This window comes from Yersinia rohdei ATCC 43380, from assembly GCF_000173775.1.
GTDB lineage: Bacteria > Pseudomonadota > Gammaproteobacteria > Enterobacterales > Enterobacteriaceae > Yersinia > Yersinia rohdei.
This window is the reverse complement of the sequence record NZ_ACCD01000001.1, coordinates 173,663-188,373: the sequence shown is the minus strand read 5'-3', so window position 1 is coordinate 188,373 and position 14,711 is coordinate 173,663. Positions and strand designations below refer to the sequence as shown.

Here is a 14,711-nt window from a genome sequence, read left to right as displayed (position 1 = left end):
GGGGGTTGTCGCGAGCAAAAAAGAACAGGGTTAGCTGTCATTATTGGACAGTGGAAATGCAGTTAAAATGGGATTTTGCTCATGCTTTTTTTAGAGAAAATGAGGGGTATTGACCGAAATAATCATAAAAAACAGACATAAAAAAGCCCCCTAAAAGTGGGCTCACCAATTCTTAGGGGGCGGTTAATGCTATATCGATTGACGGCTATATCGATTGACGGTTATCGCGATTGAGCCGATTAAAATCGCTCTGGGTGTAACAGTTTATCAACGGCTTTTTGTGCATTTATCCAATGTTGCCCACCAAATAAATTGCTTAGATTCAATAAGTAATAAAGTTGGTAAATAGGTTGGCGCTCAATAAATCCGGCGGGGAGAGGCCAGACACTTTGGTAACCGTCATAGATCTGAGCCGGTAAGGTGGGGTAGAGGGGGAGCATGGAAAGGTCGCATTCCCGGTCACCCCAATAGCAGGCGGGATCAAAAATAACTGGCCCATTGGCACTGGCAGCACAGTTAGCGGGCCATAAATCGCCATGTAATAAAGACGGCTGCGGCTGGTGGTTTTGTAAGCGGTCGTGGACGAAATGAGTTATCTGATCAATATCACCAAATGACATGCCTTTTTCAGCGGCCAATTGTAATTGCCAGCCAATGCGCTGTTCCGCAAAGAATTGCGCCCAGCGGCGCTGCCAACTATTAGGCTGCACAGTGGTGGCTAAATCATTATCAAAATCCAGCCCGAATTGCAGTTGCTCACTCCATTGATGTAAATGAGCTAATTGTTGCCCCAAACAATAGGCATTATGGGCATCGAGTGGTTTTAGGGGGATATATTCAAGTAGCAGAAAACTGTAATCACGATCACTGCCGACCCCATAAACTTCGGGCACCTGAACTGTGTTACTGCGGGCCAATAAAGAGAGTTGATCTGCCTCGGCGGTAAATATGGGCAGCATCTCACGGGTATCACATTTGACGAAAACCTCAGTTTCACCATAACTGAGACGCCAGGCTTCGTGAATGTCACCGCCGGGTAATTCAGTTCTTTCCCGAATTTCAGCCGGGCCGAGATACTCACCTAACAGACGATTCACAGCTTGCCACATGACTCACCCCCTATTAGCTACCTACCTGTAAATTCGAGTTTCTTTGGATCTCAATCATTAGGTTAGCGTCTTTATCCTGTGAAGGACAAGCGCTGATACATGAGCATACCCGTGCCGGATCAAATAAAAGCCAAATTCTGACCCCAATTTTGCACATATTTTCTATAACGCCAATTAGCAGTGTGTGAAATAGCCCAAGGAAAACATGAGGTGATAAATAAGCCGTAAAGCAAATATACATTACGGCTTATAAATATCCCCATCTGAGGTTGATGACAAACCGGCGTTTTCAGCTCCGAGTCAGTCTGGGCAACTGCATCTATGGGCGCTCTGGCTGCTTACAGCACTTATTATTTTAAGAAATAGAGGCCCCTGCGGCACATTACCTCTTCAATCAACGTCATCAGCAGTTTTATATTTTTAAATTTATCAGATACAGCAACTCTAATTGATTATAGCAGGTTGCCCTTTGACGTGTTTTCAGTGCCAATATCCTGGGTTTTAGCCGCTATTGGGTGACTTTTTACGGGTTTTATATGGTTATAAATCAGAGCAACGACAAAGAATAATGCCTGAATGATAACAATACAGGGGCCAGTGGCTCCATCAATATGGAAACTTATCAAGGTGCCTAACACACAGGCAGTGACGGAAACCAGTGTGGCCACAAGCAACATTTGGTCAAAGCTGCGGCACACCAAAAAGGCGATAATTCCGGGTGCTATCAGCATGGCAATAACTAAAATAACCCCTACCGCCTGCAATGAGGCCACGATAGTCAGGGCCAACAGGCACAGTAAACCGTAGTGCAATAACTTAACCGGTAAGCCAATCACGCGGGCATGGTTTGGGTCAAAGCAGTAGAGCATAAAGTCTTTGCGTTTTAGTAGCACCACCAGCAGTGTGAATCCGGCGATCCATAAAGTTTGTTTCAGCTCGGCCAGTGAAATACCCAGCATATTACCGAATAAAATATGGCTAAGATGTTGGTCTGTATCCATACGAGAAAACAGCACCAGTCCAAAGGCGAACATACCGGAGAACACAATGCCCATCACCGTATCTTCTTTGACCCGACTGTTTTCTTTTAAATAGCCAGTGGCAACTGCGCAGAAAATCCCTGAGATAAAAGCACCGATAACCAATGGAATACCGAGCCAAAAAGCCAATACAATGCCGGGTAATACCGCATGAGAGATAGCATCCCCCATCAGTGACCAGCCTTTTAGCACCAGATAGCAAGATAAGATGGCGCAGACCACACCGGTCACTATGGCGGCGATAATAGCCCGCTGCATAAAGGGATAGGCAAAGGGTTCACTGATCAGGCTGAAAAATGTATTCATACATTATCCTCCGGATGCGGCGTTGCCGGGTGGCGGCGTTTTTGGCGAGTTTGATAACGGGTTGCCAGTAAGCCGTGTTTAGGGGCGAAGAGAAAGGCCAATAGGAATACCAGCGTTTGCAATGTCACAATTACCCCGCCAGTGGCACCATCGAGATAGAAACTGAGATAAGCACCAAAGGCACTGGTAAACGCGCCGATGGCGATAGCTATTATCAGTAGACGGCCGAAGCGGTCAGTGAGTAAATAGGCGGTTGCACCTGGCGTCACCACCATTGCAATCACCAAAATTGCGCCGACCGTCTGCAAGGCTGCCACAGTGCAGGCGCTTAACAGGGTGAAGAACAGGATTTTTAGTCGTAAGGGCGACAGCCCTATCGACATCGCATGGCTTTCATCAAAAAATACCGCCAGTAAGTCCTTCCAAATCAGACATAAAATCACAAAAGAAACCAGAATAATGATTTCTACCTGCAAGACGTCTTCATCCGCTATGCCTAAGATGTTGCCGAAAATAATCGACTGCACATTTACTGAGGTTGGATTGAGGGAAACAATTAACAGACCGACGGCAAAAAACGTCGAGAAAATAAAACCGATAATGGCATCTTCGCGCAGGCGGGTGATATGGCGAACCAGTGTCATGGCTAATGCGGCGAGCATGCCGGTAAAGAATGCGCCAGCGGCATAGGGCAAGCCAAGGGCATAAGCACCGGCAACCCCAGGGACGACGGAGTGCGATAGCGCATCGCCCATCAATGACCAGCCTTTCAGCATCAGATAAGCTGATAAAAATGCGCAGACCGCACCAACAATCGCGCTGACCCAAATGGCCTTGACCATATAATTGTAATTAAAGGGTTGCAGTAGGATTTCCAGCATCAGGGATTCTTCTCCTTCGACTGGCTCTGGGCCGGGGGATCATTTTTGGTGTGACCATAAAATACCGCAGGGCGCTCATCATCGGTGATGACCGTCACCGTGCGCGGGTCATTGTCGTCATGCAGTGTGGTGCCGGACAGATTGATATGGCGCAGAACACCACCAAAGGTCATTTCCAGATTTTTTTGGGTGAAGGTGGTTTCGGTTGGCCCGGCAGCTAACACCGTCTGATTAATTAGGATAACGTGGTCACAGAATTCCGGCACACTGCCAAGGTTATGTGTTGAAACCAAAATCAGATGGCCTTCATCACGCAGCGCGCGCAATAAATCAATAATGGCATTTTCTGTTTTGACGTCTACCCCAGTGAATGGCTCATCCAAGAGCAATACTGAACCTTGTTGGGCCAGTGCGCGGGCCAGAAACACCCGTTTTTTCTGCCCGCCAGAAAGTTCGCCTATTTGGCGTGATCGTAATGCCGTCAAACCGACTCTTTCAATCGCTTTATCCACAATGGCTTTATCTTCGCGGCTTGGGATGCGGAGGAAATTCATTTTCCCGTAGCGGCCCATCATCACGACGTCTTCGACTAACACTGGGAAGTTCCAGTCCACATCTTCTGTTTGCGGGACGTAGGCAATAGTATTTTGTTTCAGCGCGTGGCTAATCGGCTTATTACTCAGCTCTACTTTGCCCACACTGGGTTTGACCAAGCCCATAATACTTTTAAACAGGGTAGATTTACCGCTGCCATTGACACCAACCAGCGCGCAGATAGTGCCGCCAGTCAGGGAAAATGTGGCGTCATAAATAGCAGTATGCCCATTGTTATAGGTGACAGTGACATTATCCACCATCAGCTCCGGGCGGACAAAAACAGCATGGCTCATTGACCAAATCCTTTCGCGATAGTTTGTACTGTGGTGTTAATCAGGTCGATATAGGTGGGAACCGGCCCTTTTTCATTTGATAAGGAATCAACATATAACACTCCACCATATTGTGCCCCGGTTTCTTTGCTGACTTGTTTGGCGGGCTTATCCGAAATAGTGCTCTCGCTGAATATCACCGGGATTTTATTGGCGCGGATAGTATCAATAACACGACGGACTTGTTGCGGGGAACCTTGTTCCTCAGCATTTATTGGCCATAAATACACTTCTTTAAAACCATAATCTTTTGCCAGATAACTGAATGCGCCTTCACTGGTCACCAGCCAGCGCTGCTCTGCTGGGATCCGGGATAAACGTTCACGTAGTGGGGCATCTAGTGCGGCAATTTTTTCAGCATAGGCTTTGGCATTGCGGTTATAGGTTTCAGCATGCGCGGGGTCGTGCTCTACCAGTGCTTTGCGAATGTTCTCAATGTAGACAAGTGCATTTGAGGGGGACATCCAGGCATGTGGATTAGGAATTCCTTTATAAGGCCCTTCACGGATAGGTAAGGGTGTAATGCCATCAGTCAACACGACAGAAGGGACATCTTTAATGTTTTCGAAGAAGCGTTCAAACCAGCGCTCCAGATTCATGCCATTCCAGAGAATTAAGTCTGCAGACTGTGCTTTGACGATGTCACGTGGCGTAGGTTGATAGTCATGAATTTCTGCCCCAGGTTTAGTTATTGACTCAACCACGGCAGCATCACCGGCGATATTTTGCGCGATATCCTGAATAATAGTGAAGGTGGTCACAATTTTGAATTTTTTATTGCTGTCATTAGGCTGGCTTTCTGCCATCGCCGCAGTGCTGAGCAATGATGAAATTGCAACAAGCATAAACAGCGTTAGGGTACGTAAAAAACGTGGTGTAAAACGGCTAATGGGGTGCAGGTAGGGTATTTTTTGCTTAGTTAACATGGCGATGTTCCCTTTTCTTAAATGAAAATGATTATCAATATCATTTGCGCTAGTGTCAAGCTTTGCCCTACAATAAACTAAAACTTACCAATAGTTACCGAATATAGCCTGTTAATTATGTCGATAATGGTCAAACTAGGGCAAAAAATCTATTTGGACGAGGAGACAACTTGTATATGCTACAAAACGGCTTATCAGCACGGGGAATACTGTGAATCCAAAGGTCGGTTGCCTAATGGCAATTATCTTGCTGGCGGGGTGTGCCAAACCAACCCCTCCACCGCAAGCAAAAAACGGGTGGCTGAAGAACGCGCCACAAGGTGGTTTTCTTAATGCACCGAAAAGCAGCGCAGGTTCAACTACAGTTGCATACAGCGATGTAATTAAACAAGCAGCCAGCCATTATGGTGTTGATGAAACCTTAATTAAAGCCATTATCCAGGTGGAGTCTGGTTATAATCCTGATGTAGTGAGCACCTCAAATGCCGTAGGTCTGATGCAGATTAAAGCGTCTACTGCAGGACGTGATGCGTATCGAATGAAAGGGCGTAATGGTCAGCCTAGTTCTGGCGAATTAAAAGATCCGGTGAAGAATATTGATATTGGGACGGCTTATATCAATATTTTGCAAAATCAACAGTTAGCGGGCATAAGTGATCCGCAGACATTACGTTATGCAACCATAGTTTCTTATGCTAATGGTGCGGGCGCGATGCTACGGACGTTCTCATCAGATAAACGTCTGGCAGTGAATAAAATTAATAGTCTTAGCCCGAACGAATTTTATCAGCATATACAAAAGAAACATCCGGCCGCGCAAGCACCACGTTATTTGTGGAAAGTGGATACTGCGTACCGGGCGATGTCAGAGTAATATTAAAACGCTAACCGATGTCGTTTATGGGTGCTTAATGGGCATCAGTATAAACATCGGCTAGCGTTTATTTTTCAATTTTTGCTCTTCGTTAGGCAATAGCGGGTTGGTAGTTTGAGATAATATCCAGGATGCCATTAATAATAAATTGCACGCCCATGCACACCAGCAAGAATCCCATCAAACGTGAAATCGCTTCAATCCCACTTTTACCTACCCAGCGCATGATTGCGCCGGAACTGAGCAGTGATCCCCACAGGATTAAAGAGACACTCAAAAAAATCAATATCGGTGCTACTGTGACCACCCACGGGCTAAATAGGGTTGTGTCTTTTACCGTTGCGGCGGAACTGATTATCATGGCGATAGTTCCCGGCCCCGCGGTACTTGGCATTGCCAGCGGCACAAAGGCAATATTGATGGATTTGCGTTTTTTCAAGTCCAGCGATTTTTCTTCTAACTCGGTATCTTCAGCCGATTGTTGTGGGAAAAGCATGCGAAAACCAATAAATGCCACAATCAGCCCACCGGCAATTCGCAAACCGGGTATTGAGATACCGAAGGTATTCATGACAACCTGGCCAGCATAATAGGCGATAGTCATGATAAAGAAGACGTAGATAGACGCCATCTTTGATTGTTGATTACGTTCTTCTTTGGTCATATTGCCGGATAATCCGAGCAAGAGGGCCACTGTCGTTAATGGGTTTGCCAAGGGCAGCAGGAGCACTAAGCCCAAGCCAATAGCTTTGAATAATTCAAGAATACTGTGCATCAATCTTGCTCCGAAAATGACCTCGAACAAACATACCTGATGAGAATAGAACATATTAGGCATTTAATTGCATAGCGACGAATAGGCTTGCATGCGAAATTATTGCGAACCTTATCACACTTGGGTAAAAGGCTTACCCAAAGCTTTTGGTGTGGCGGGAAGGCAGTATTTGGGGCAAAAGGGATATGTGATGCAGATCAAACCTTTGGTTGGCAACAGTTGGTTCAATGCCGCAGATCCAGAATAATCATGTCAGCATTAATTTTCTGCAAGGAATAGGGTTTTGTGCATTTGTGATATCAGTGTTGAAGATGAATATATTCGCCAGCCATTATCGGCCTCTGCTGCGTGGGTGCTAGATACACAAGCTGCTCGTGCTCGTGGTCGTTTACGTTTTTTAAAACCTAAACGTGAAGCTCGCCCACGTTGGCGCTTAGCCCCCCTCAAAGATACCTATGAAATCCGTTTTTATCCTAACCGATTACCCGAACTTTGGTTTTTCAGTGCGGAAAATGCCAGCCGCAAACGGCTTTGATCATCAGGAAAGCTTGTCGGGCTATTTAGGTCGCAATAAAGTTGGCTGAAAGGTACTCACTTGAGTGAATGTGTTCCAGCCAAAACTTGCTTCTTTTATCTCTCTTCTTTGCTCTTTGTATTCCCAGGTGCGGCTCAGTGCCATTTATTGTGACTTGGTGGGATAGGGCATCAGTAAGTCATCCAATATCCGCATCCTCTCTTCTACTGGAATATACAGCCAGCGCGTAAACCAAGGCGTTTTCTCAGTGCAATGTTGATGTGTGTGGTGAAAGTAAAGTTCGAGACCTGACAGCACGTCGGCGATGTTTTTCATCATTTATCTCCCCTTGTTGACCAGTGAGTAAATCATAGGCAATAAAATGCGGAAGAAAAACGGATGTGTTTGATTTTATTGTTCAGTATTTACCAGCAATAAATTGCTGCGTTTCTCGCTGAGGGCATATTCTTTGGGGGATAACACAGGGTGTGTGGTCGTGAGGGTAATGACCAAATAAAACGCCCCGATTGCGTAAACAATCGGGGCGGCGTTCCAGTAACCATTGCTACACGGAAACGGAAACTGATTATGGGCACTTCCTACAGAAATAGCAATACACCCAGCGCTACTCAAAAGCAATAGAACATAATGTAAATCATTGTTGGTACTGATAAACATCATTACACAACTGATTTCAGCGGTCTGTATGATAAAATCCACACCTCTTCGAATAACGTTGCATTTCAACAATTGCTCTGGCGATTCAGTCGGCGGTATTGGGTTTTCATCGAAAATACTTTGCTAAAAATAAACAGGATATTAAATATTTAGAGCGCTTTTAGCGCTTGGGAGCATGCTATGGTTGGCCCGTTTATGAATAGTGCGGGGATAATCCTCGGGGGCATTGTGGGAGTACTATTAGCCCGCCATGTTCCCAAGCGATTGCAAGAGGGGTTGCCCGCCACATTTGCCCTGGCTTCTATCTCTATCGGTATTGTGATGGTGGTTAAAGTACATTTTATGCCCGCTGTAATTTTGGCATTAATAATTGGGACCGCGGTAGGGGAGTTATTATCTCTGGAGCAGGGCGTAAAATGGGGTGCAAATAAAACGCGTATTTTGTTGGAACGCATTATTCCATCACGTAGCACATTGCCACCTCATGAGTTTGCACAAAGTTTTACGGCAATGATTGTGTTGTTTTGTGCGAGTGGGTTGGGGGTGGTTGGTTCCTTGACTGAAGGTATTACGGGCGATTTTCAACTGCTGTTTGTTAAAGCGCTGATGGACTTCTTCACGGCATTTATATTTTCTATTTCCTTGGGTATTGCATTGGTGGCGATTGCTATTCCGCAATTGCTCATTCAGATTGCATTGGTGCTACTGGCAAAACTCATTATGCCTTATATGGATGATATCGCCTTTGCTGACTTTTCTGCCTGCGGTGGGATTATTATGATTGCAGTGGGATTGCGGATTGCACAAATTAAAATATTTGCGGTAGTGAATTTCTTGCCAGCATTACTCTTTGTCGTCCCAATATCTTATTTATGGCGTTATTTAATGGGATAAAAAGATGACATAGCCGGTTTCTGAAACGGTAGGCTTCTTTGCAAAGATTCTCATCAAAGCGACCGTTTCAGTTCAGTATGATTGTTATTTTATGGATTGTAATTAGGTTTAACCAATCTTCCGGCACAAAAACTTGCCTTTTACTACACCATCAAAAAAACGCCCTTTTGAAACCACCGACATAAAATTCTGATGAACACGCTCAGGGACACCAAGATACTGATAAATCCCTTGTTCACGGAATTGTATCTCCAGCATGCGATTTTCAGGATCATAACCAATCGACAAAATTCTGGAGGATGTAACAGGTTGTCGCTGCAATAGTTGACCCTCAGTTATACAGTGTTGATATTATAGTGATCGTAGAGCAATTTAAGCATGATAACTTTGTCGGCGATCATTATCACTGTTTGGTGATAGCATTAATAGATTATTTGCGAGTTATATTTTATTGATAACCACTATTGGCGGTGATTTTTTTCCATTACTTGCTGATAAAACAATGAAAATAGGGAGTGTCGAGAGTCATTATGGATTTTATTTTTGCACTTTTGATGATTGGGTTCGGGTTAGCGCTCTATTTTTTACCGACGCTTATTGCAAATAATCGTAAGCACAAAAGTATCGGTGGTATTTTTTTGCTTAACCTCCTTTTAGGCTGGTCATTAGTGGGCTGGGCTATCGCATTTGTGTGGGCTTTTGTCTCTAATGACAGTGAGGTGTATGAGGCAGGCCGCAGGGCCGTTGCAGAAAAAATGACAATTACGGAACATAAAAAATGCCCGTATTGTGCGGAGTTGATCAAAAAAGAAGCCATTAAGTGTAAACATTGTGGCAGTGATTTGGCCGCTGATTTTGAAAAAAATCAAGAATAAAACGGGTCAGGTGGCTGACTTGGCGTTCATTGAGTGCTGAATATCATCAATATTGCTCAATAAATTAACCGATGGGCAGATACTTGTCATTGCACTCAGTAGTGATAATATGAATCCCCTTTGCGACATGATCTGTGTCACAAAGAGAACTTTTTATACCGTTGCGTATCAATATAACAAACGTGGGTTAAATTGAATTCGCAATCTTTTGATATTAAACAATAATTACGTCTTGCATGTGATCTGTCGTGAGGGTCACCACTGTAGATAAGGAATTAGAATGCCCGTTATTACCCTTCCTGACGGCAGTCAGCGTCAGTACGATCACGCCGTTTCTGCTCTAGATGTCGCGTTAGACATCGGCCCTGGCCTGGCGAAAGCCTGTATTGCTGGCCGAGTTAATGGCGAATTGGTAGATGCCAGTGACCTGATCGAATCTGATGCTCAGTTGGCCATTATCACCACCAAAGATGCTGAAGGCCTGGAGATTCTCCGCCATTCTTGTGCTCACTTGTTGGGGCACGCTATCAAGCAACTTTGGCCCGATACCAAGATGGCCATCGGCCCAGTTATCGACAACGGTTTCTATTACGATGTTGATATCGACCGTACCCTGACGCAGGAAGACTTGGATCTGCTGGAAAAGCGGATGCATGAACTTGCCGATAAAGATTACGATGTCATCAAGAAAAAAGTGAGCTGGCAAGAAGCCCGCGACACTTTTGCTGCTCGTGGTGAAGATTATAAAGTGGCTATTCTTGATGAGAATATCAGCCGCGATGATCGTCCTGGTTTATATCATCATGAAGAATACGTTGATATGTGCCGTGGCCCGCACGTACCGAATATGCGTTTCTGCCATCACTTCAAATTGCAGAAAACATCCGGTGCTTATTGGCGTGGCGACAGCAAGAATAAAATGCTGCAACGTATTTACGGCACGGCTTGGGGTGATAAGAAGCAACTGAATGCTTATCTGCAACGTCTGGAAGAGGCGGCTAAACGCGACCATCGTAAGATTGGTAAGCAGTTAGACCTTTACCACATGCAGGAAGAAGCGCCAGGTATGGTGTTTTGGCATAATGACGGCTGGACTATTTTCCGTGAGTTGGAAACCTTTGTGCGTATGAAGCTCAAAGAGTACCAGTATCAGGAAGTAAAAGGGCCATTTATGATGGACCGCGTCCTGTGGGAAAAAACCGGGCATTGGGAAAACTATGCTGAGCATATGTTTACCACCTCGTCGGAAAACCGCGAGTACTGCATCAAGCCAATGAACTGCCCTGGACACGTGCAGATTTTCAACCAAGGGTTGAAGTCATACCGTGACCTGCCGTTGCGTATGGCCGAGTTCGGTAGTTGTCACCGTAACGAACCTTCAGGCGCATTGCATGGCCTCATGCGGGTTCGTGGCTTTACTCAGGACGATGCTCATATCTTCTGTACCGAGGAGCAGGTTCGCGATGAAGTGAACAGCTGCATTAAGATGGTGTACGATATGTACAGCACCTTTGGTTTCGAGAAAATTGTCGTTAAATTGTCTACTCGTCCTGAAAAACGTATCGGTAGCGACGACTTATGGACTCGTGCTGAAGACGATTTAGCCGCTGCGCTGACTGAAAACGGCATTCCGTTTGATTATCAGCCGGGTGAAGGTGCCTTCTATGGCCCGAAAATTGAATTTACCTTGCATGATTGTTTGGATCGTGCGTGGCAGTGTGGTACCGTACAACTCGATTTCTCATTACCGGGCCGCTTAAGTGCGTCTTACATCGGCGAAAATAACGATCGCCAGGTGCCAGTAATGATTCACCGGGCTATTTTGGGGTCAATGGAGCGCTTCATCGGTATTTTAACCGAAGAATATGCAGGCTTCTTCCCAACTTGGTTAGCTCCGGTACAAGTCGTGGTGATGAATATCACTGATAGTCAGTCTGATTATGTCCAACAAGTGACCAAAAAACTGCAAGATGCAGGAATTAGGGCAAAAGCGGACTTGAGAAATGAGAAGATTGGCTTTAAAATTCGTGAACATACGTTGCGTCGGGTTCCATATATGCTGGTCTGTGGCGATAAAGAGGTCGAATCAGGCAAAATTGCCGTTCGTACCCGCCGCGGTAAAGATTTAGGAAGCTTGGATGTCAACGTGGTCGTAGACCAGCTGCTAGCAGAAATTCGCAGCCGTAGTCTTCATCAACTGGAGGAATAAAGTATTAAAGGCGGAAAACGAGTTCAACCGGCGCGTCCTAATCGCATCAACAAAGAGATTCGCGCCACAGAAGTTCGCTTAACAGGCGTCGATGGTGAGCAGATTGGCATTGTCAGTCTGAATGAAGCTCTTGAAAAAGCCGAGGAAGCCGGTGTTGATTTAGTAGAAATCAGTCCGAATGCCGAGCCGCCGGTTTGCCGAATCATGGATTACGGCAAATTCCTCTATGAGAAGAGCAAGTCGACAAAAGAACAGAAGAAGAAGCAAAAAGTCATTCAGGTCAAGGAAATTAAATTCCGTCCTGGTACCGATGATGGCGACTATCAGGTCAAACTACGCAACCTGATTCGCTTTCTGGAAGATGGCGATAAAGCCAAAATCACTCTGCGATTCCGTGGACGTGAGATGGCGCACCAACAGATCGGCATGGAAGTCCTTAACCGTGTCAAAAAAGATCTGACTGAAGATTCTGATTTGGCTGTCGTGGAGTCTTTCCCGACTCGTATCGAAGGCCGTCAGATGATCATGGTGCTCGCACCTAAGAAGAGACAGTAAGGCACTCAAGTAACAGGCTTCTCTATGCTTGCATAGCAAGAAGTCTGTTCGCCTAGCTAGCTCGTTGTAATTAACAATGCGAAGTGGATATATTCAATGCCAAAAATTAAGACAGTACGCGGCGCCGCTAAGCGCTTTAAAAAAACCGGTGCCGGTGGTTTTAAGCGTAAGCATGCCAACCTGCGTCATATTTTGACCAAAAAAGCTACTAAGCGTAAACGTCATTTACGTCCAAAAGGCATGGTATCTAAGAACGATCTAGGTTTGGTCGTAGCATGTCTGCCATACGCATAAGTAATTTTGGTTTGAATTAAGACGATAGGAGAAGTAAATGGCTCGCGTAAAACGTGGTGTGGTAGCTCGTGCACGTCACAAAAAAATCTTAAAGCAGGCGAAGGGTTACTATGGTGCCCGTTCGCGCGTTTATCGTGTTGCTTTCCAGGCAGTAATCAAGGCAGGCCAATACGCCTACCGTGACCGCCGTCAACGGAAGCGTCAATTCCGCCAATTGTGGATTGCACGTATCAACGCAGCTGCTCGTCAAAATGGTCTGTCTTACAGCCGTTTCATCAATGGTCTGAAAAAGGCTTCTGTTGAAATCGACCGTAAGATCCTGGCTGACATCGCAGTATTCGATAAAGTGGCATTCTCTGCACTGGTCGAAAAAGCGAAAGCAGCTCTGGCGTAAGTCAGAATTGAAGAGGGAGCTTGTCTCCCTCTTTTAATCTTTATCTTCTGGTTAAGAAGGTTATCTTTATGATGTATGCCGTTACTTTTCGCTTCTTTTTTTACTTTAGCGCCTGATTTCAGGAGGCTTGCGCGTAAGAATAGAAACGAAAAATAGCGCCTAAGCCTCCCATTGTGGAGGCTTTTTTGTTTTTACTCTATAGCATCTATGATGACGAGAGTAAGGGTATCGCAGATGTGGTACCTTATTGATTTTGTGTGATAAATTTAGTTTACTTATCGGTTTTTAACTAATTACATGTATCCTAAATAATTCGAGTTGCAGGAAGACGGCAATTGAGCGAATCCCCTGGAGCTTACTCAAGTAAGTGACTGGGGTGAACGAAAGCAGCCAACGCACATGCGGCTTGAAGTATGACGGATATAACTATAAGCGGGCCATACCGGCCAGAGGAACAAGAACAATGCCACATCTCGCAGAGCTGGTTGCCAAAGCTAAAGCAGCCGTAGAAGATGCCCAGGATGTTGCCGCGTTGGATTTGGTGCGCGTCGAATATCTAGGCAAGAAAGGCCATTTGACCCTTCAGATGACATCGCTGCGCGAGCTACCAGCTGAAGAACGTCCTGCAGCTGGCGCTGTCATTAACCAGGCCAAACAAGAAGTACAAGAAGCACTTAATGCTCGTAAGGATAAGTTGGAGTCAGCAGTTCTAAATGCTCGATTGGCAGCCGAAACTATTGATGTCTCTTTACCGGGGCGTCGTATGGAGAATGGTGGGTTGCATCCGGTAACACGTACTATCGATCGTATTGAAACCTTCTTCGGTGAGTTGGGTTTTTCCGTCGAGTCCGGCCCGGAAATTGAAGATGACTATCATAACTTTGATGCATTGAATATCCCGGCTCATCACCCAGCACGTGCCGATCATGACACCTTCTGGTTTGATGCTACCCGTTTGCTGCGCACGCAGACCTCGGGTGTACAGATTCGTACCATGCAGGGTCAGCAGCCACCCATTCGGATTATCGTGCCAGGTCGCGTTTATCGTAATGATTATGACCAAACTCACACCCCAATGTTCCATCAGATGGAAGGGCTTATCGTTGATCGTGATATCAGCTTTACCAATCTGAAAGGCACATTGCATGATTTCTTGCAGAATTTCTTTGAAGAAGATTTGCAGATTCGTTTCCGTCCGTCTTATTTCCCGTTTACTGAACCGTCCGCTGAAGTGGATGTGATGGGTAAAAATGGCAAGTGGCTGGAGGTGCTGGGCTGCGGCATGGTGCATCCAAATGTATTGCGAAACGTAGGCATTGACCCTGAGATTTATTCAGGTTTTGCATTCGGTATGGGGATGGAGCGTTTGACCATGCTACGTTACGGCGTAACCGATTTGCGTGCTTTCTTTGAAAATGATCTGCGTTTCCTCAAACAGTTTAAGTAAGGCGGGAATAT

At 45.6% G+C, this 14,711-nt stretch carries 18 protein-coding genes and 1 other annotated feature; of the genes, 10 read left to right on the top strand and 8 right to left on the bottom strand.

From position 1 onward, the window contains the following. Positions 1 to 239: 239 nt before the first annotated feature. The 5 genes from YROHD0001_RS16225 to yfeA form a co-directional block, all read right to left on the bottom strand. On the bottom strand, positions 240 to 1,109 hold the full coding sequence (locus YROHD0001_RS16225) for a fructosamine kinase family protein (protein WP_004713035.1): 870 nt from the start codon (positions 1,107 to 1,109) through the stop codon (positions 240 to 242). Between the two features lie 452 nt (positions 1,110 to 1,561). Then, a complete protein-coding gene (gene yfeD, locus YROHD0001_RS16230; protein ID WP_032815893.1) occupies positions 1,562 to 2,455 on the bottom strand; it encodes an iron/manganese ABC transporter permease subunit YfeD in 894 nt (297 codons plus the stop codon). Next, entirely contained in the window at positions 2,452 to 3,336 is an 885-nt protein-coding gene (gene yfeC, locus YROHD0001_RS16235) for an iron/manganese ABC transporter permease subunit YfeC (protein WP_004713033.1), read from the bottom strand. Before yfeC ends, yfeD begins: the two co-directional genes overlap by 4 nt. Next, positions 3,336 to 4,226, bottom strand: a complete 891-nt coding sequence (gene yfeB, locus YROHD0001_RS0117095; RefSeq protein WP_032815891.1) for an iron/manganese ABC transporter ATP-binding protein YfeB — start codon at positions 4,224 to 4,226, stop codon at positions 3,336 to 3,338. Before yfeB ends, yfeC begins: the two co-directional genes overlap by 1 nt. After that, positions 4,223 to 5,191, bottom strand: coding sequence for an iron/manganese ABC transporter substrate-binding protein YfeA (yfeA, locus tag YROHD0001_RS16240; RefSeq protein WP_004713032.1), 969 nt, complete (start codon positions 5,189 to 5,191; stop codon positions 4,223 to 4,225). Before yfeA ends, yfeB begins: the two co-directional genes overlap by 4 nt. A gap of 211 nt (positions 5,192 to 5,402) precedes the next feature. Here yfeA and YROHD0001_RS16245 point away from each other — a divergent pair, with 211 nt between their 5' ends. Further along, positions 5,403 to 6,065 (top strand): transglycosylase SLT domain-containing protein, encoded by a 663-nt coding sequence (locus YROHD0001_RS16245; protein ID WP_032815889.1) that lies wholly within the window; start codon positions 5,403 to 5,405, stop codon positions 6,063 to 6,065. 91 nt (positions 6,066 to 6,156) lie between these two features. Here YROHD0001_RS16245 and YROHD0001_RS16250 read toward each other — a convergent pair whose 3' ends face one another. Continuing rightward, entirely contained in the window at positions 6,157 to 6,840 is a 684-nt protein-coding gene (locus tag YROHD0001_RS16250) for a MarC family NAAT transporter (protein ID WP_004713030.1), read from the bottom strand. Positions 6,841 to 6,931: 91 nt separating this feature from the next. Between YROHD0001_RS16250 and YROHD0001_RS20380 the strand changes: the two genes are divergently transcribed. Then, positions 6,932 to 7,087 (top strand): hypothetical protein, encoded by a 156-nt coding sequence (locus YROHD0001_RS20380; RefSeq protein WP_004713029.1) that lies wholly within the window; start codon positions 6,932 to 6,934, stop codon positions 7,085 to 7,087. Positions 7,088 to 7,123: 36 nt separating this feature from the next. Beyond that, positions 7,124 to 7,375, top strand: coding sequence for a hypothetical protein (locus YROHD0001_RS16255; RefSeq protein WP_004713028.1), 252 nt, complete (start codon positions 7,124 to 7,126; stop codon positions 7,373 to 7,375). 144 nt (positions 7,376 to 7,519) lie between these two features. Here the strand turns inward: YROHD0001_RS16255 and YROHD0001_RS20375 are convergent, their stop codons facing one another. Next, complete coding sequence (locus YROHD0001_RS20375; RefSeq protein ID WP_156171963.1) at positions 7,520 to 7,693, bottom strand: hypothetical protein; 174 nt, start codon at positions 7,691 to 7,693, stop codon at positions 7,520 to 7,522. 519 nt (positions 7,694 to 8,212) lie between these two features. Between YROHD0001_RS20375 and YROHD0001_RS16260 the strand changes: the two genes are divergently transcribed. After that, positions 8,213 to 8,926 carry a DUF554 domain-containing protein gene (locus tag YROHD0001_RS16260; RefSeq protein WP_004713024.1) on the top strand — a complete coding sequence of 238 codons (714 nt, stop codon included), beginning with the start codon at positions 8,213 to 8,215 and terminating at the stop codon, positions 8,924 to 8,926. Between the two features lie 108 nt (positions 8,927 to 9,034). On the opposite strand, the gene YROHD0001_RS16265 is transcribed toward YROHD0001_RS16260, so the two are convergent. Then, positions 9,035 to 9,247 (bottom strand): KTSC domain-containing protein, encoded by a 213-nt coding sequence (locus YROHD0001_RS16265; RefSeq protein ID WP_032815888.1) that lies wholly within the window; start codon positions 9,245 to 9,247, stop codon positions 9,035 to 9,037. Positions 9,248 to 9,456: 209 nt separating this feature from the next. Between YROHD0001_RS16265 and YROHD0001_RS19520 the strand changes: the two genes are divergently transcribed. From YROHD0001_RS19520 to pheS, 6 genes are all read left to right on the top strand, one after another. After that, the gene (locus tag YROHD0001_RS19520) at positions 9,457 to 9,801 is read left to right on the top strand and encodes a superinfection immunity protein (protein ID WP_004713022.1); all 345 of its coding nucleotides are present in this window, start codon (positions 9,457 to 9,459) and stop codon (positions 9,799 to 9,801) included. Between the two features lie 280 nt (positions 9,802 to 10,081). Continuing rightward, entirely contained in the window at positions 10,082 to 12,010 is a 1,929-nt protein-coding gene (gene thrS / locus YROHD0001_RS16275; protein WP_004713021.1) for a threonine--tRNA ligase, read from the top strand. A gap of 3 nt (positions 12,011 to 12,013) precedes the next feature. Beyond that, the gene (gene infC, locus YROHD0001_RS19515; RefSeq protein WP_011816226.1) at positions 12,014 to 12,565 is read left to right on the top strand and encodes a translation initiation factor IF-3; all 552 of its coding nucleotides are present in this window, start codon (positions 12,014 to 12,016) and stop codon (positions 12,563 to 12,565) included. A gap of 96 nt (positions 12,566 to 12,661) precedes the next feature. Beyond that, positions 12,662 to 12,859 carry a 50S ribosomal protein L35 gene (rpmI, locus tag YROHD0001_RS16285; protein ID WP_004713020.1) on the top strand — a complete coding sequence of 66 codons (198 nt, stop codon included), beginning with the start codon at positions 12,662 to 12,664 and terminating at the stop codon, positions 12,857 to 12,859. Between the two features lie 37 nt (positions 12,860 to 12,896). Beyond that, positions 12,897 to 13,253: a 50S ribosomal protein L20 gene (rplT, locus tag YROHD0001_RS16290; protein ID WP_004713019.1), complete on the top strand. Its 357-nt coding sequence runs from the start codon at positions 12,897 to 12,899 to the stop codon at positions 13,251 to 13,253. 67 nt (positions 13,254 to 13,320) lie between these two features. Next, positions 13,321 to 13,443 (top strand) — a sequence feature (Phe leader region). 273 nt (positions 13,444 to 13,716) lie between these two features. Further along, on the top strand, positions 13,717 to 14,700 hold the full coding sequence (pheS, locus tag YROHD0001_RS16295; RefSeq protein ID WP_004713018.1) for a phenylalanine--tRNA ligase subunit alpha: 984 nt from the start codon (positions 13,717 to 13,719) through the stop codon (positions 14,698 to 14,700). Positions 14,701 to 14,711 lie beyond the last annotated feature (11 nt).